The organism is Niabella sp. ZPM-14 (assembly GCF_055693045.2).
This window is the reverse complement of the sequence record NZ_CM181148.1, coordinates 130074-148782: the sequence shown is the minus strand read 5'-3', so window position 1 is coordinate 148782 and position 18709 is coordinate 130074. Positions and strand designations below refer to the sequence as shown.

The 18709-nt window shown below is 51.2% G+C and carries 10 protein-coding genes; 3 read left to right on the top strand and 7 right to left on the bottom strand.

Annotated features, from left to right (window positions below):
- Nucleotides 1–21: 21 nt before the first annotated feature.
- The 4 genes from ACU37H_RS00640 to ACU37H_RS00625 all read right to left on the bottom strand — a co-directional run bounded on the left by ACU37H_RS00640 (nt 22) and on the right by ACU37H_RS00625 (nt 6908).
- Nucleotides 22–3102, bottom strand: coding sequence for a SusC/RagA family TonB-linked outer membrane protein (locus ACU37H_RS00640; RefSeq protein ID WP_472702418.1), 3081 nt, complete (start codon nt 3100–3102; stop codon nt 22–24).
- 46 nt (nt 3103–3148) lie between these two features.
- Nucleotides 3149–4150 carry a DUF4961 domain-containing protein gene (locus ACU37H_RS00635; RefSeq protein WP_472702417.1) on the bottom strand — a complete coding sequence of 334 codons (1002 nt, stop codon included), beginning with the start codon at nt 4148–4150 and terminating at the stop codon, nt 3149–3151.
- Between the two features lie 24 nt (nt 4151–4174).
- The gene (locus ACU37H_RS00630; protein ID WP_472702416.1) at nt 4175–4618 is read right to left on the bottom strand and encodes a DUF5004 domain-containing protein; all 444 of its coding nucleotides are present in this window, start codon (nt 4616–4618) and stop codon (nt 4175–4177) included.
- Between the two features lie 502 nt (nt 4619–5120).
- Complete coding sequence (locus ACU37H_RS00625) at nt 5121–6908, bottom strand: RagB/SusD family nutrient uptake outer membrane protein (protein ID WP_472702415.1); 1788 nt, start codon at nt 6906–6908, stop codon at nt 5121–5123.
- A 256-nt stretch (nt 6909–7164) separates the two neighbouring features.
- Here ACU37H_RS00625 and ACU37H_RS00620 point away from each other — a divergent pair, with 256 nt between their 5' ends.
- The 3 genes from ACU37H_RS00620 (at nt 7165) to ACU37H_RS00610 (ending at nt 13353) form a co-directional block, all read left to right on the top strand.
- On the top strand, nt 7165–8082 hold the full coding sequence (locus tag ACU37H_RS00620; protein ID WP_472702414.1) for a prolipoprotein diacylglyceryl transferase: 918 nt from the start codon (nt 7165–7167) through the stop codon (nt 8080–8082).
- Between the two features lie 258 nt (nt 8083–8340).
- Nucleotides 8341–10950, top strand: coding sequence for a glycoside hydrolase family 38 C-terminal domain-containing protein (locus ACU37H_RS00615; RefSeq protein ID WP_472702413.1), 2610 nt, complete (start codon nt 8341–8343; stop codon nt 10948–10950).
- A gap of 39 nt (nt 10951–10989) precedes the next feature.
- Nucleotides 10990–13353 (top strand): alpha-L-rhamnosidase-related protein, encoded by a 2364-nt coding sequence (locus ACU37H_RS00610; RefSeq protein ID WP_472702412.1) that lies wholly within the window; start codon nt 10990–10992, stop codon nt 13351–13353.
- Nucleotides 13354–14096: 743 nt separating this feature from the next.
- Here ACU37H_RS00610 and ACU37H_RS00605 read toward each other — a convergent pair.
- Genes ACU37H_RS00605 through ACU37H_RS00595 form a run of 3 tightly spaced genes read right to left on the bottom strand, consistent with a single transcriptional unit; the run spans nt 14097 to nt 18689 of the window.
- A complete protein-coding gene (locus ACU37H_RS00605) occupies nt 14097–14954 on the bottom strand; it encodes an ROK family protein (protein ID WP_472702411.1) in 858 nt (285 codons plus the stop codon).
- Complete coding sequence (locus ACU37H_RS00600) at nt 14944–17253, bottom strand: GH92 family glycosyl hydrolase (RefSeq protein WP_472702410.1); 2310 nt, start codon at nt 17251–17253, stop codon at nt 14944–14946. The genes ACU37H_RS00605 and ACU37H_RS00600 overlap by 11 nt, the downstream gene beginning before the upstream one ends.
- Before the next feature lie 41 nt (nt 17254–17294).
- Nucleotides 17295–18689, bottom strand: coding sequence for an SGNH/GDSL hydrolase family protein (locus tag ACU37H_RS00595; RefSeq protein ID WP_472702409.1), 1395 nt, complete (start codon nt 18687–18689; stop codon nt 17295–17297).
- Nucleotides 18690–18709 lie beyond the last annotated feature (20 nt).

The following is an 18709-nucleotide window of genomic DNA, read 5'->3' as shown; positions in this document are numbered from 1 at the left end:
CTTATATTTTAATGAGCTGATCTAAAATTTTACGTTAACACCCAGGTTGTACACTCTTTGCAACGGATAAGCGCCATACCCTACCTCGGGATCCACGCGGTCGTAAGCCGCCCAGGTAAACAGGTTTTGGGCGTTGGCGAAGGCCGTGATACCGGCAACTTTGAAAGCAGATGTCCATCTGAAAGGAAGCGTGTATTGCAGGTTCAGGTTCTTGATCCGCCAGTAGTCGCCGGAGTGCATCCAGAATGTGCTGCTGCTGAGTGTATAGGCATCTCCAAAACCACCGTTGGCTTTGAGGCGCGGATAAGTGGCAGTGGTCGCAGTCTCCGGGGTCCACCGGTTCAACAGTTGCTCATACATCTGCCCGTATACCTGCCCGTTGGCCCTCAGTATCTCCGTATCCCAGTTATCTATGTAAAGGTTCCTGTTTTTCACACCCTGAAACAAGATGCTGAAGCCAATGCCTTTGTAGCTGAAGCCCGTGTTAAGACCATAGTATAGCAAGGGTTTGGTGGTTCCGATCGCAGTCATGTCAAACTGGTCGATGACACCGTCATTGTTGAGGTCGCGGTATTTGATATCGCCCGGTGCCACTGTATAGCCGGCAATGATCGCGCTGTTGTCCACTTCTTCCTGGGTCTGGAAAAACCCGTCGGCGATATAGCCGAAGCGCTGCGCCACCGGGAAGCCGGTTCTTTCATTCCATGGATATTCGCGGCGCTGCTCATCCATGAATAGTGCCTTGCTTTGTTCGAGAGAAGCATTAGCCGTCACGAAATAATTGAACGAACGGATATTATTCTGATAGGTGACAGAAAGCTCTGATCCGGAGTAGCGGTTCTTGCCAATATTTTCTGAAGGATAAGCGGTGCCGAGCAAAGCAATGTTTCCGCCCCTTACCTGCAGCAGATCAAAATACACATCGCGATAAAAATCTGCGTTCAGCAACAGGTGGTCCTGGAACAAACCGATATCCAGTCCGACATTGAATTTATTGGCTTGTTCCCAGCTGATGGTCGTGTTGGCCAAACCATTTTCCACCATGGCGATCTGCGCTCTTACGTGGTCTATGCCTGCAATGCCCGTCTGATCGTTATTCTGGGAAAATGTCTGGCGCCATATAAAGTAACCGGAATTGTCGACACCATTACCCGTACGCGCATAATTGGCCCGCAACTTCAATTGGTTCAGCCAGTCGATCCGGTCTTTTATAAAATCTTCTTTGGCAATATTCCATCCGGCCCCTGCCGCATAGAACCAGCCGTGCTGCCTGCCGGGCGGGTACCGGTCATAACCGCTATAGTTCACCGCCGCTTCGAACAGGTATTTTTCCTGATAGTTATAATTGCCTTTTAATAAATAGTTGGTAGCGGTACCGGGCAGGTCGAAGTTGAGCGTAGACCTTCTCATATCCGCCATGAAGGAACCGGTGAAGGAATGGCCCGCCGGTAATGACTTCGAGTAACCGATCTGCCCCTGGGCATACCAGTATCTTGCATTGGAGATCGCGTAAAAACTATTAACCTGTGCATTCGAACTGCCGTACCGGGCGTAGGTCGTGTCTGCCCCATCGCTTACCTGCATCAGGAATACCGGCACCCGGAGGCTCCGGTCAGTCAGCGTGGCCGACTGCACGGAAAGGTTCCCGTTGAATTTTGCCCAAAGGCCTTTCACCCAGGCATCGAAGTTGTATTTCAGATCCACATTCGCCATGATATCGCGCTCGTTGCTCATCTGGTAACCTGAATGATCAAGTGAGGCTTTGAGGTTGGTCTGAAAAGAATTGTTCCCCCCAAAAGACCCGTCCGGGTTGTACACCGGGTAAGCATTGTTCGGTGTCCGCAACAGGTTGTCCAGGATGCCGCTCAACGTGGCGCCCGGCTGATTACCATCCTGTATTCTTCCGAACAATTGCACGCCCACCTGGAAATATTTAGTCACATCCACATCCACTTTGGAATTGATCAGGTAACGCTCCTGCTGAAGGGTGGCATCCGCATTTGAGGTGTTCAACAATCCTTCCTGGTTCATATAGTTAAGCGAAACCATGTAACGAGCTACCCTGCCGCCTCCGCCGAGGTTCAGGTTATACCGGTACATCGGCGCGCGTTCTTTCATCACCTCATCGTACCAGTTCACATCCGGATACCGGTAAGGATTATCCCCTCTCTTGTAGGCTTCCAGATCGGCGGTGCTGTATAATGTCTTGCGTCCTTCATTTTGCAAGGCTTCGTTTACCAGGTAAGCATAATCAAAGGCACTTACGGGCTTCGGTCGTTTTACCGGCTCCTGCATGGCCACCTGGGCAGAGAATGACAGCTGCGGCGGGCCTATCTGTGGCTTTTTGGTCGTTACCAACATCACGCCTCTTGAGCTGCGTTGACCCAGGGCAATGGAAGACAGACCGTCTTTCAAAACGGAAATGCTTTCAATACTTTCGGGATCCAGAGAAAAAATATTCCGCTGAATGCCGTCTACCACTACCACCGGCGCCTGTCCGCGCAGTCTCAATCCTATTTCATTGTTGTCGCTGAAGGCGTTCAGGCCGGTCCTGGCCAATACGCCCGCCAGATCGCTGACAGAGTTGGCCTCATTGGTGGATGAAAACGACCGGAAGCCCTGGTAGTGCTGTGTATACAGGCCGGGCAGTCGTCCGGGCAATGCGTAGGCATACAAGTTGGCAGGCGTAGTAGCTAACTGAGGCGTATAAATGGTAGATATCGCCCCGATCGACAGCTCCTTCCTGATGTTATCGTAGAGCACATCGACGGTATCGACCTTGCGCAGAAACTGCAGTTCCATCCTGACGATGAGTTCCTGCTCCCGGATCTTAGCTGTATAAAAAACAGTATTGTACCCCTGGCCCGAAAAGATCAACGTCCGGTTGGCAGTCAGGCCAATATCAAAACTTCCGTTTTCATCGCTTACCACGCGGTTCGCGGTCGATTGCTCGCGCACTTCTATCCCGGCAAGTCCGTGGCCATACTCGTCGACCACCTTGCCCCTTAAAACTTCCTGTGCCTGGGCTGTACTGACATGATAAACCAGGAGGGTCAGAAAAGAAACAGCCAGTTGTTTATAATAAGACTTTAACTGCAGCATAAATGTATTCAGTTGTGTATTGATAGTTAAATCGACCGTCCGCCGCTTATTGACAATTAAAAGTGTATTTGAACGGATCCGACGGGGAGATGCTTCCTCCGTACCCTACCTTTACCGTCCCTGCGGTATTCATGAGAAAGTATTCCATCCGTTCGAGTGTTTGATTTTCCTGCAATCCGAAGAAGGCACGCGGCCAGAAATCGAAACGGTATTTTTTGATGCCCGGCGCAGGCTTGAAGGCATTTTCGCTACCAGCAGAGCAGCGCTCGATCACTTGTCCTGTAGTTGTATATCCTTTGGCACAGATAAAAATATCTGTTTCGTCACTCAGTGGTGTAGTCAACAGATCCCCGTCATAGAATATCGTCTGAATGTCGTTATCAGTGGATTTGGATAATTCGATCATGGCGATCTGCGGATTGACAAAATCGATCAGGTCGCCCGTGCCGTTCTCCACGGTGAGCCGTGCATATTTACCATCGTGATATTTGTCACTGCCGGGTGCTTCCAGTCCGTTGGAAGTGTTGCCTACAAAGTAGCCCAGGTTGACCAGCATGTTGGCCCCGCCCACTTTGGTCTCCACCCTCACTTCAAACGTAATGCTCTGATTTACGTCATAAGTTTTAGTAGAACGGAACACGACCCACTCCAGGTCGTTGATCAGGTTGCCCATCAGCGCATATCGTTTGTCCTGCATCAACGCTTCAGCCCATGGCAACTGGGTTTTCGTTTCGCGCTCAGATGCGGGCATCAGGCTCATCTTTTCGTTATTGGCGCTCAGGGCCGTGCAGGTGTAGAATACTGAAGTATTGCGGGCAGCGTTCCAGGATTTAGGTACCAGGAATCCGACCACCAGTGTTTTAGCCAGGTTGGTCCCTGCGGCATCTACTTTGCAATGCACCACCGTGGTCAGGGTTTCGCCGGCATCGATCGTTGAGGGCTGATCGATGGTCACGATATCGGTGCTGCAGGCAACAATAAGGCCCAGCAATACCGCTATGACGATAAACTTCCAGGAATTTTTCTTTTTGAACAATTGGACGCTCATATAAGGAATTGAAAAGGTTGATCGTTATTGTGTTTGTTCCAGTGAATACTGGTAGGTATTGGATGTGCAGCCGGGAGCTCCCGTGAGAATGATCCGTCGCTTACCGCTGACCACCGGGTAGTTGAATTCGTTGGTAAAAGTTTCGGAAGTACCGCTCTGGCTGAAAGAGATACGCAGCGGATGTGTGGGATCGTCCAGTGACCAGGAACCGTTCTTCGACACCACGAAAGGAACCGGGTTGGTGATGGCATAAGTGCCGTCGTCTTTAAACTGGATGTTGAACCGGGTGAAGTCGAAAAAGGCGGTGATATCGACCCCGTTCCGCACTACGCCCACGATCTTCCAGGTGCCTGAAATATTTTTATTGGACTCTGCTACCTGCCGGGTAGACTCCTTAGTACAGGAGTGGATCAGCCAGCTCAATGCTACAACGGCAGTGACTAACAAAAATGATTGAACGTATTTCATCGATGGTTGTAAACTTTTGTATGATAAAAATGATACTGCGTTATTATTATTATTTAGCCCCGAACCTCGTTTCGACCGAATTTTGCCTAAGCAAAATGAGCGCCCGCCCGGCTGAAGCCATTCGCCAGTCCGAAAGATTCATTCCTGGCAAGGACGGGGAGAAATCCCGGATCAGTAAAGAGATTCCTCCCCGTCCGTACCGTCCGGGCGGGGGCTCCGTTTCACTCCGCTCGGAAAGACGAGACTCCCGTTTGCCAACCCTGAACGTCGTTTCGACCGAATTTTGCCCAAGCAAAATGAGTGGAGAAATCTCAGATCAGTAAAGAGATTCCTCCCCGTCCGTACCGTCCGGGCGGGGGCTCCGTTTCACTGCGCTCGGAACGACGGGAAAGTGGCTGCGCTCCGCTCGGAACGACGAGACTTTGGATTGCTATTTAAAGAACTTCGAAAATCACATACACAGATCCGCATCTTGTCTGTGCTAAAAATCCCGGGCCACGTACTAATTGCCCGTGGTGCTCCAATAAGGGTTCTGGAGCAGCAAAGCAGACTTGGCCACCTCGCCTTGCGGGATCGGGAATAAATACATGGCATTCCTGAAATTGCGCGTGCGCACGTTGAACGTTTCGAACAAGGCAGGCACTCCGGCATTGCGGGTCACCTTCATGCCGTGCATCGTTTTATTTTCGGTATCGGCCGCAATCATCCAGCGGCGGACATCCCAGAACCAATGTTCCTCAAAAGCCAGTTCGATCCTTCTTTCGTTGCGGATCACGGTCCTCATCTCATCTTTAGACATTCCCGCGGTCAGTCCATACAGGTTATCCGTTCCAGGCAGGATGCCGGCACGTTTGCGCAGGGCGATGATCGCATCATACACATCCTGTGTGGGCCCGAGGTATTCGTTTTCTGCTTCGGCGAAATTGAGGTACATCTCTCCCAACCGGATCAAAGGCCAGCACCTTTCGGTGCTATGGATACAGTTGCCGGCGATGTCTGGCTTCAGCATTTTGTTGACATAATATCCCGTCGTCGTGCGTTTGAACACCGCATCAGCACCGGCATCTACATACAGCTTCAGTGGCTGCCCCATGATCGGCTGGATAAAATCAGTATAGAGCACGATCAGGGAAGAATCATGCATGATGGTATGTTCCAGGCGCGGATCCCGGTTGTCATAAGGGCGGCTGGCATTATATCCCGAATTGGGCGCGGTGATAGGCTTGCCCGATCGGGTCAGAAAAGCGTCTACCAGCTCCTGGTAGGGATAAGCTCCAAAGCCGTTTCCGCCCCTGCTGGGCGGCATCCAGCAGCTTTCGAAATCACGGGTGCCGCTTTGCATCCTGGCAAAAAGATATTCATTGTTGACGCGGCGGTAAAACAGATCTCTGAAAGGTTCTATCGTCACACCGGCCACCTGGCTGGTCGTGTTGTACAGCTGGAACGTCCCGATCGACAATACTACCCGGGCGGCATCGGCTGCCTGCTTCCATCGCTCGTTCACTGCCGTCTTATACGCGATGGCAGATCTAAGCGGATCGCTCACACCTGAATTAAAGGCATTGTCCCCGTTGAATAAAGGACTGGCGGCATACAGCAACACCCGGGCTTTCAAAGCCAGGCAGGAGCCCGCGCCGGCGCGTCCATATTCCAGTCCCTGTTGCCTCACGGGCAACTGGGCGGCTGCCTGGTCGCATTCGGACACGATATAATTCACGCATTCTTCAAAACTGTTCCGGCTGGCCGCGATCCTGTCCTGATCGGTGAATATTGTATCGCCGATCAGCGGCACCCCTCCGTAATGCTTCAACAGGGTGAAATAAAACCACGCTCTTAAGAAGCGCGCTTCGGCAGCGGTTCTTTTCCGCAGGTAATCGTCAAAGGGCAGAGTGGGCGCATGTTTCAGGTAAATATTAACCGCGCGGATTTGCGAGTAACAGATTCTCCAGGCATCATCGGTAACCGTTGCCGGCGTAAGAGAGCCGTCTGCAAATCCCCTGGAAGTGGCTGCCACACCTACGCGGGGCACATCGGCTTCGGAGGAAGCAGCATCCAGTCCGCCGTTATCATTAAAGCGGGTGGGACTAAAACTAAATCCCACATTGGAATAGATATTGTTGAGGAAGCTGACTGAATAGGCACTATCTTTAAAGACGGTTTGCTCGTTCAGATTGGTAGTCGTGGTCTCTTCCAGGAACCTGCTTTTGGAGCAGCTTGCCACGGTGATCCACGCGACAACCATCAAAACAGCCAGTTTTGCCCACAGCTTTGCATGGTTAAATACTTTCATATAAAAGAATCGTTTATCGTTGTTCCTTCTTGTAAGTAACCTCTGAACCGCGTTACCTCCATTTGATCTATTTTTATTGCTGATTTTTTATTGGAAGTGGTTTCCGGCGCGTGGTAGGCAGTGAACAATGGGCAATGAGCAATGGGCAATAGGCAATGAGCAATAGGCAATGGACAATGAGCAAACATAAGTCCGCATCAAGGCAATGTTAAAATAAACCAATAACAAAACTGATCACCCTAAAAACCAAATACGATTGTATCCAACGCTGTATTACCTGCTGCGCGAACTGACCGGCCTGGAGATGGGTCTGCTCGATCATGTGACCACTTTCGGGTTGTCTATTGCGCTGTCTTTCGGCGCGGGCTGGTACTTTTTGAAAAGATACCTGGCCGAACAGGAGGCGGCGGGTACTTTTGACGATCATTCAGCCAGCCTCATCAATCCCCGGAAACCGGCAGGCATCCGGCCCGCCAGTGACACCGGTACCTGTTCGTTGCTCTGCGTGGTCGCAGGTATTGTGGGCGGCAAGATCCTGTACCTGCTGGAAAATGCGTCAAGACCACTTACGATCAGCGATGTAGTTTCCCTGGCCGGTATCAATTTTTACGGCTCTTTGATAGCGGCGTTTATTGTCATCTATATATTCTTTCATGTGCACAACATCCGCCCCATCTATATCCTGGATGCAGTAGCACCGGGCTTTATGATCGCTTACTGTATTGGCCGGCTTGGCTGCCACGTTTCCGGTGATGGCGACTGGGGCCGGATGGCACAACTACCTCCGCCGGTTTCCTGGATACCGGATGGCGCCTGGGCTTCGACGTACCCGCACAACCTGGCGCGGGAAGGGAGTATCATGGAACGATGTGATTGGGGCAACTACTGCTACCAGCTGGATCAGCCGGTGTACACCACTTCCTTATGGGAGGCGATCGTTTGTTTCCTGCTCTTCCTGTTGCTCTGGAAGTGGCGCGGATTGTCGAAGCGCCCGGGACTACTGTTTGCCGTTTACCTCTTCATGGCCGGTATCGAAAGATTCCTGGTTGAAGCAGTGCGGATCAATCCGGTGATCCCTTCCGTTGGCCTTACACAGGCACAGTTGGTCAGCGTGGGCATGCTTATCGCGGGATTCATCCTCCTTACCCGATCTCTGCGACCGCAACGCGCCTAACCTTTAGCGATGGGATATATCCCATACACCATGGATTGCTACAGGGCCGTCTTCACCTGTAAGCCGGCCACTTCTCCCGGGATCCTCAAAAAACAGGATGCGGCGGTGCATAACCAGGCCACGTTCTTTTATCTTTACTGCTACTCTTCCGGTATTTTTCTTTTAAGGACGGAACTCCGTTCATTTTCCCGAAAAAATGCCCCGGGAAATAGAGGGATCAAAGCATGAGCGTGACCGTATTCAAGAGTATACCTTCATATGAAACGAAGTACGAATTATCATTCTCTCTTTATCACTGCCTCCTATCCTTTCCCGACTGATAGCCACCGGACGGGCTTCAAGCAAAACAGTACATGGCTGAAAACCTTTGCACGGCTGTTACTTCAAACAGTGATCCTGCTTTTTTGCGCTGCGACAGATATGAGGGCGCAAAACACCTATTTTGTCGACGGCTATCATGGCGGTATTTATGGTCATTATCCTAAAAATTTTACGGATTTTATCCTACAGCAACTGGATCAAAAAAAAGACTGGAATATCAACCTGGAAATAGAGCCGGAAACCTGGGATAGCGTGAAGGCCAGATACCCCGAGGCCTACCGGCGGTTTAAAGCCTTTTACGAACAGCAATCTCCGATGAACAGCAGGATCGAATTTGTCAACCCCGCTTACGGGCAAAGCTATTTTTTCAACGTGTCTGGTGAAAGTATCATCCGTCATTTTGAATATGGTATCAAAAAGACCAGGGAACATTTTCCGGCTGCCCGGTTTGACACCTATTCTTCCGAAGAACCTTGCTTCACAAGTGCCTTGCCGATGATCCTGAAATCATTCGGTTTTAAATATGCGTCATTGAAAAATCCCAATACCTGCTGGGGTGGCTACACCAGGGCCTTTGGCGGTGAGCTGTTGAACTGGGTGGGCCCCGATGGCACCAGTATTCCGACAGTGCCGCGCTACACGTCGGAAGAGCTGGTGGATTTTTCTACCTGGCAGACGGCCGCCTGGACCAATTCAGCAGCGTTCTTTTCAGCAAGCAAAAGGCAAGGCATTGAAAACCCCGTAGGCATGTGTCTACAGGACGCCGGCTGGAAAACAGGTCCCTGGCTGGGCAAACATCAGGGAACAACGAAATACATGACCTGGTATCAATATTTCAGCCAGGTAGCCGGTCAGCCGCAAGAGGATTGGCGCGTGAGCCAGGAAGACATACAGGTGAGCCTGATGTGGGGCTCGCAGCGGCTGCAACAGATCGCGCAGGGCGTCCGCGCCACGGAACAGAAATTGATCCAGGCAGAAAAGCTGAGCGCGCTGGCACAACGATATGCGGGTTATCAAAGACCCGCCCAACGGATAGATGAAGCCTGGCGCAACCTGCTGCTGGCACAACATCATGACTGCTGGATCGTTCCGCTGTATTGGTATGGACGCGCCATGCGATGGCTGGAAACCAGCAACCGGCTGGCGGATGCGATCATCCGGGAAAGCCAACAGCAATTAGTGCGCCCGGACGAAAAAAGCATTACGGTTATTAACACTTCCGGCGTTCATCGCAAAGAAATAGTCAGTATCCGGTTAGCTTCGGGTGCCGCCAAAGGCAACATCAGCCTGACGAGCGGAGGCCGGCAGGTTCCGGTTCAAATCATTCAAAGCGCCGGATCGGACTCAGTGGAATGGCTCTTTCCGGCAGATATACCCGCAACCAGCGCCCGCACCTATCGTATTCAAACTACGCCAACCGACGCGCCCGATCGTCAACCCGCCGCCAATGCCGACAAAACCCATTCGTTCGAAACGGACCTGTACACGTTGACGCTCGACCCGGTCACCGGCACCATCAAAAGCCTGGTCGCTAAACGAACTGATAAAGATATCATTGACAAGGCTTCCACCAGGAAATTCAATGAGATCAAAGGCTTTTTCTATGACCAGGGAAAAATGATTTCCTCTGCTGATCAAAAGAATGAGATCACGGTTGTAGAGAACGGTCCGATCAGAAAAAAAATTAAAATAGCCGGCCAGCTGGGCGCACATCATTTTGTGCAATACATCACCCTGACGAATGGCGAGCCGCGTATCGATTTTGAAACAGCCGTCCATTGGACGAACAACGAGGGAATCGGCGACGCCCATGCGCAACACGGCGGTTACAACAGCAAAGACCCTTACAAAGCGTTTTATGTCGATACTGCCAAGCTGAACCTGTCTTTTCCGGTGTCTTTGAATAAGGCACAACTCTATAAAGACGCGCCTTTTGACGTGACTAAAAGCGGCCTCGAACATACCTTCTTCCATCGCTGGGACGACATTAAAAACAACATTATTTACCGTTGGGCAGATCTGTACGATAGCAGCAGCAACAGTGGTGTAGCGCTCTTTACCGACCATACCAGCAGCTATTCCTACGGACCGGATTATCCGCTGTCCCTTACCATGGCCTACAGTGGCAAAGGCTTATGGGATGGCACCTACCAGCTTCAGGGCGTGAGCAGGATACGTTATGCCATTCTTCCGCATGAAGGCGATTGGCGGCAGCAGGATCTGAACAAGGAGGCAATGAGAATCGGCGAGCCGCTGCTGGTGATGAAAGGACAGCAGTCGTCGGCTATCACATCGCTTATCGACGTATCAGGAACAGGACTGGAGCTTACTTCCTGCAATCTTCATGGAGATACGCTCACTGCCAGGTTTTACAATGCCCGCGGAGAAGAAGGAACAAAGAAGATACGGCTTAACCTTCCGGTGCAATCAGCCGACTGGATTGCACTGGACGGCAGCAAAGAGACATCGGCCCCCCTGACCGGTCGTACGATTACGACCACCATGCCGGCTTTCGGCCTGAAGACACTCAGGGTCATCCTGAAATAGACCCTGACAGATCGCATTACGATTAAACGATTTTCACATATGAAATATTTATTCCCGGCTATCATCAGCCTTTTATTTACGAGCTTAACTGTATTTAGTCAGCCCGGCGCTAATGGTACCACAAAGCCTTGGAATGCCCAATGGATCGGCACGGCGAACACGCCGGGTAACGGCGACGGGTACGGGGTATATTATTTCAGAAAAGAAATCATACTGGAAGATGCCCGCAGCTCTTTTCCCGTATATGTGTCAGCCGATAACGGTTACAAGTTATATGTCAACGATCAGCTGGTATCCGTGGGCCCTGCGCGGGGTACTTTTTACAACTGGAATTATGAGACCATCGATCTCGCACATTACTTAAAACAAGGTCGCAATTGCATCGCCGCCGTAGTTTGGAACGAATCGAATTACCGGCCGGAATGGAAGCTCTCGCTGCGGGCCGCTTTCATCATGCAGGGAGCAACTGAAAAAGAATACATGATCAACACCAACAACTCCTGGAAAAGTACCCGCGATCTTTCTTATGAGCCCGTCTGGGGCGGCTTTGTAGCGGTCAACGGGCAGTTTGTCGACATGAACAAACAGGTAACAGGATGGTCCCGACCTGGTTTTGACGATCAAAAATGGGAAGCGGCGGTTCACCTGTTTGGCGGTCAGCCGAAAGGACTTTCAGACGGGTTTGGTTATATGCTGGTGCCGTCACCGCTTCCGCCACGGGAGATGACCTACCAACCCATCACAGTCGTGCGCGAGATCTCGGGCATGAAGCAGGCACCGGGCGCTTCCAAATCCGTTTTCCCGCTCACCATCCCGGCGCATCAGCAGGTGACTATTTTATTGGACCAGACCTATGAAACGAATGCCTACCCTACACTGGTCTTTAGTGGCGGACAAAAAGCAGGTTTGTCCATGAGTTATGCCGAAGCACTTTATACCCATTCTGATAGCAAGGGTTCCGGAAAAGGACACCGCGACGAAGTGAAGGGAAAAGAATTCCGCGGACTGAAAGATACGCTGGTATCTAACGGTCAGCCGCATCAGGCCTTTACACCTTTTAACTTCAGAACCTTTCGTTACCTGCGCCTGGTGGTGCGCACGGAAGATGAGCCTTTAACGATTGACAGCCTCTACGGCACCTTTACGGCTTATCCTTTTGAACAGGTGGCGCGATTGAATACAGGGGATCGCGAGATCAGGCAGATACTGGATATCGGCTGGCGCACGGCGCGCCTCAATGCTTATGAAACATACACGGATTGCCCTTATTACGAGCAGCTGCAATATATCGGTGATACACGGATCCAGGCGATGATCTCTTATTACTACAGCGGTGATGACCGCCTGGCCCGCTATGCGCTTGACCTGATGGACCAATCCCGCTTGCCGGAAGGTGTGACCCTGAGCCGGTATCCTACCCGCACCACGCAGGTCATCTCTACATTCTCGCTCTGGTATATCGGCCTGTTGTATGATTATTGGATGTATCGGAACGACCCTGATTTTCTCAAAGGAAAACTGACGGGCGCCCGAGCGATCCTTGATTTCTTCAGTAAATATGAAATGGCCGACGGATCATTGGGACATATGCCCTACTGGACCTTTGTAGACTGGTCTCCCGGTGTAGACTGGTCCATGGGCGCACCACCCAAAGGCCCCGGCGGCAATTCAGCGGTCTTTGATTTTCAATTGCTGAGCGCTTATCAATGGGCCGGCACTATGGAAGCGGCTATCGGTTCGCAGGAGCAGGCGCGGATCTATGCGGCAAAAGCACAGCGGCTGCAGGAAACCATCCGGAAAAAGTACTGGGACAGTCAACGGCAATTATATGGGGATACAGAAGAGAAGCGTCATTTCTCTCAACATGCCAATTCGCTGGCTTTGCTGACAAATATGGTTCAGGAAAACGATCGACCGGCGTTCAGCCGACGGTTGCTGCAGGATTCGACGTTGACGCAATGCACAATCTACTTCAAGTATTATCTGCACCAGGCCCTGGTGAAAGGCGGTCTTGGAAATGATTATGTGAAATGGCTGGATACCTGGCGCGACAATATCAGGATGGGATTGACGACCTGGGCCGAAGAGCCGGACCTTTATAAAACCCGCTCTGATTGCCATGCGTGGGGTAGCAGTCCGAACATAGAATTTTTCCGGATCGTGTTAGGCATCGACAGCGATGCACCGGGATTTAAAAAAGTAAAAGTGGAGCCACACCTGGGCGACATAACTGATATCAGCGGTTCGATACCGCACCCTGAAGGCAAAGTGGCCACATCGTACCAGCTAAAAAAGGGTAAATGGCAGATCTCAATCCAGCTGCCGCCAAACACGACCGGTACATTGATATGGAAACAAAAGACCTACCCGCTTCAACCCGGGACTAATACCTTCAAATTATAGCATCCGCCAGGGCGGTAGGTAAAGAACCTTTCAGGAAGATAAATTGGGTTGCTATGATAATTGGATGAGGGGAAACTCCGCGACCCGGTCTGACGGTCCCCGTCTGACCGCTGAAAACGAAACCTTGTTTTCCGTTGTTCCGACTAAAGTACTTGCTAGCAAAATCATTGGGGCATGACGTGTGAATCAAAGCTGCGAATTTTACCGCAAAGAGCGCGAAGAATGTTGCCTGTTCTTACCTGTTAAGTTCGCAAAGTTGCCTGCGGCAATAATTCGCAGCGGTAAAATGTCCTTTCTTTTTGAGTTAAGGGTCTGCTGCCGCCTGTCCTGCTAAAGTTCTGCAAAATCAATGATGGAGCGATTGATAGATAAAAATTGATTTATATGCTCTTAAATAATACGTCATTAGCACCGTAAAGCAGCAAAGCGCCCCGCCCAGACGGGGCGGAATCTCTTTGTGGGAGATTGCTCCGCTCACTCGATTTTATTTCGTTCGGTCGCAATGACGGAGTATAAGAATCTCTCTGCTCGCCGTCGTTCCGAGCGAAGTGAAACGGAGTCGGGGAATCTCCGGAACAACAAGAGATGGTTCCCCGTCCGAACGGATTCATCCCGGCGGGGACTCCGCTACGCTACCCGTCCTTGCGGGCCGGGCAGGCGCTCACCATGACGGTCGTTTAGGGAACCGCCAGACCATAGGATAAACGGTCCGACCTGCTTCCAATCCGGCAAATGCCCATCTGCTATACCAACGCCCCGATGATCGGAGCGTCTTCTCCCCTCGTCGCCAGCTGCAGCGGGATATAGATGCCGTTCAACTGCAGTAAGGCCTGCAGCCGGGGCAAAAAGAACTGGTTCGCCTTTGCAATATTGCCGCCCAATACAATAAGTTCAGGCTCGTCTTCTTTGACGCATATCGAAAGGAACAGGCTCAGGTTTTGTGCGAACTCTTCAAAGATCCCCGGGATACATGCATCCGCATTATACAGGTCGGTGAGTTCTTTTACTCCTGCGATCTGCTTACTCGTGAGCTCATAAAACCGGTTGGTGAACCAGCGAGTGGAAATATATTCTTCGGCAATGCCGTCTATAAACGGCATACACCAGCGATTGGCATCTGCCGCCCGGTTGTCTTTAAACAAAGCCGTACCCAGTCCGGTGCCCAGCGTCAACCCGATCACACGGTTGTAGGCAGCACCTTGCTGAGAGCTGATCTCTCCTTTTAAAAAACAACCGGCATCATTGGAAAAGCAAATGGCTTCGGGTGACAGCGACAAGAGATCGGATATCAGGTGCTTGATGTTGACGCCGTACAACGCATCATACTTGTCATTACCCCTGATAAGACTGATCCCGTTTTCATAATCAAAAGGTCCCGGCATGGCGATGCCCACTTTTGCAACGGGATGCTCACTGATCGCGATGGATTGATTCAGCACCCCTATCCACGCCGCTACGATTTCATCAAGCGATCCTTTGGCATTGACCATACCCCGAAAACGGGAGCCCGGTACGAGCTCGTTGGTGTTAAGATCCACTAACGCAGAAGTGATGTGGGATCCGCCCACATCTACTCCTAATCCTATTCTTTTATTTGCCACGGTTTGAAGATGATTTAGGAGGTTGGTCCGCCATGGTGAGTTCCAGGCGGCCGCCTTTCATAATATCGAAATAATCAATGCTTGTTTTTTTATAAGGCCTTCCGTTCAAGGTCATACTTTGAATATATACATTCGAAGCACTATTGTCTTTCGCTATAATAGAAAACGATTTTCCATCAGGAAGCCGGATCGTGCTTTTGCTGAATAAGGGACTGGTGATCTCGAACGCGGTACTGCCCGGACATACCGGATGTATCCCGATTGACGCTAAAACATACCAGGCGCTCATCTGCCCCACGTCTTCATTCCCTACCAATCCCTCAACGGAATTATGATACGCGCTGTCGCAAATGATACGTGTCCACTTTTGTGTGAGCCAGGGCACGCCCAGGCGGTTGAACAGGAAAGGCACATGATGCACCGGTTCATTGGCGTGATTGTAATAACTATTCCACATGAAGTTACGTGGTGTCTTGTTGAAGAAGTCTTCAAGATCTGCTATCACTTTATCCCGGCCGCCCATCAGGCTAACCATGCCTGGAATATCATGCGGCACAAACCAACCCTGTTGATAAGGGTTGGTTTCGAAAGTGCCGTACCAATCGGTCAGGCGGCCGGTTTCGGGCCAGGGCTCCCAGGCGCCGGATTCCATTCGCGGGCGAAACCACTGATGGCTGGAATCCCAAATGTTTTTATAGTAACCCGAGCGCCTTTGAAATTGCGCTGCATCTGCTGTTTTACCAAGGCCTCTGGCTAATTGCGCCAGGCACCAGTCCGCATGGGCATACTCCAGTGTCTTTGCGATGCTGCCGGGATCATAGCCCAGCCGGGCATTGCCAAATTTTTCATTGGTATTGACAGCATAGCGGTAAGCTTTTTCCAGGTCATAGCCGCGTATACCTTTCGCATAAGCATCCGCCAGCACCACAACCGCGGGGTTGCCCAACATACAACCGCTGTAAGCATTGAGCAGCTCCCATCTTTCCAGGTAAGCGCTGTCCGTTTCATCGGCGAGCGTCACGAGCGAGTTGATCATATCATTGACCAGGCCGGGGTTGATCACCGTTTGCAGTGGAAACTGGCTGCGGAACACATCCCAGCCACTGAAGATTGTACGTTTGTTAAAACCTTCCGACCGGTGGATCTGCTGATCTCCTCCCCTGTAATTGTCGTCCACATCCGTGACGATACGTGGATCGATCATGGTGTGATATAACGCCGTATAGAATACATGTTTTTGTTCTGCTGAAGCGCCTTCAATATCGATCACGCTCAAGGCCTTGTTCCATGCCGCCACGGCTTTTTGACGCGTGGCTTCAAAGTCCCAACCACTGATCTCCGCGTCCAGGTTCTTTCTCGCCCCTTCCATGCTGACAAAAGAGATCCCCGCTTTCATGATCACTTCTTCGCCGGCCGCTGTGGGAAACGCTGTGTAGACGTCGAGATGTTTGCCTTCCTGCTCCCGGATATTTTTAGTGATAGCCGCATGGGCAATCCTTTGCTGATAATAATCACTTTCCACGGCTTCGCGTTTCCGGTTGGCCGTGTCCGGGATATCAGCGCTCCAAACTCCTGTATGGTTCAGTGGTTTGCTAAACCGGGCATGGAAGTATACCGTGTAGTTGGCTTTGCCATCTCCATTGCCCCAGCCCCCGCCTTGCGGCGTGCATTCCATCCAGCCCTGGATGGTGTGATCATCCACCACTTTTACATACTGCCTTGTAGCAGTGCCGCCCACTCTCCGCGCCAGGTCAATCTGGATGCGGGATGTGGGGCTGGCCGGAAAAGTAAACCGTAACATGCCGCTATGCGCGGCGGCAGTCGCTTCCACCTGAATATTATGATCAGAAAGCCTGACACTGTAATAACCTGCCGAAGCCTTTTCGCTGGTTTTGTCATAGGCCGAACGATAGCCGGTGCCCGGCGGGTCTCCCGGTTTTCCTGCGGCCGTTCGGAGCGGTCCGGTGGCGGGCATTACTAAAAAGTTGCCGAGGTCGCCAAACCAGCCAATACCGCTCATTTGTGTGAAAGCAAATCCTTCAATGGTCGTGTGCTCATAACTATATCCCGATCCGTTGTCACCCCCGGTGATGGTGTTGGGACTCACCTGCACCATTCCGAAAGGCGTAGTGGCGCCGGGAAAGGTTTTGCCTAAGCCATGATAGATACCTGCCTTGCCAGCGCTGGTACTGGCGCCGATAAATGGATTCACGTAACGGGCCGGACCCGCATCCTGCGCGGCAATGGTCTGCGCCAGCATGCTTCCGATAAAAAATAAGATAATCCTGTTTCGGGTCATTGATATGATCTTTTAAAACAGCAGCGGAATATCGATCCGCTTTACAAAGCGTGAATGTAAAACTCGTGTTTGCGGGGTTGATTGATCTGGTATATGTGGTCGGTCAACAGGTCCATCTCGCGCTGCCAGGCTTCCCGCACCTGGGGATATCGGGCTTTCAGGTAATTATCAAAATTGCCTCTCACAAAAGGATTGTCGATATGCGCGTAAATGGTGTCGATCGAGGCGAAACCGTCTTTCAGCAACAATCCCTTGTCGCCTAAAAAATCATATTGCATCCAGGCATAGTCTCTTAAACGTCGCTCGATCTGCCAGCGCTCTTCATTTAGTTTTTTGATGATCATTGCCTGCTCATATTGAGGTGTGCGGCGTTCTGTGGCGAGGTTGATGCCCGATGCCAGATCGCTGCCACTCCATACACCGATGCGTTGCCCATCGATATCGAGTGCATAGCGCTTGCTGGTACTCAAACCCTTCACCTGCAGCAGCTCCTGGTTGAGCTCTTCATTAAAGGGCACGAGTTTCATGGCATCACTTTCGCGCCTTGGCATGGCATTCCATTCGCCTGTCGCCATTGTGTCCACGGGATAGGGCAACGCACGGGCCAGGTAATCAAATCGGAGGACATCGCTTTCTGTACGGATATTCGTTACCGTACAGTTATCCGCCTTTTCTGTTTTGGATGTAGCGACATTGATGGTCATAGCAGCTACCGGCTGGCCTTGCAGCCCCTGTGCTTTGAGGAACAGGTAAGCCATGATCAGATGGCCATCCACACCGGGGTGGATCCTGTCATTCCCGATCAGCGTATAAGTGGAATCTTTGGCCTGCTCACGCTGATTGATGGTCGTCATAGGACGCGTGAAATCGACAAAGCCCCAGCCGCCCTTTTTGGCAATGGCTTCCTGGAACTCAGCCGTCGCCAGCATGGCTTTACTTTTACCGGGGAACAGATTATCAGGTCCGAATTTGCTGGTTTCATCATAAGGGGAACCGGCAATAATGATCTTTTTGCTTTCAGGATGCTTTTTAAAGGAAGAGTCGATCCGCAGGTAGGATTGATACGATTGATCCAGTCTTTCTCTGGATTTTTTGGTGCTGTCCGATTGCAGAAACTCGAAATAGCCCGTGTCATTCATGCCAAAGGTCAATGCAATGACGGAAGGCTTTTTAGCATACACATCAGTTTCAAGCCGCTTGTACATCTGCCCGGCCACTTCCCCGCCGATACCGGCATTCATGATCTTAATACGCCGTTCCGGAAAACGCGTCATATAATACAGCCAGATGTACTGATGATAACGGCCACCGTGGGTGATGCTGTTACCGACAAATACAACCCGGTCGCCCTGTTGGAAAGCGGGAATGCGCTGCGCCGCAGCAGAGAAACAACTACCGATCAGGCAGGTGCAAGCAATAATGTTGAAAAGTTTCATCCGATTATTTTATAAAATGT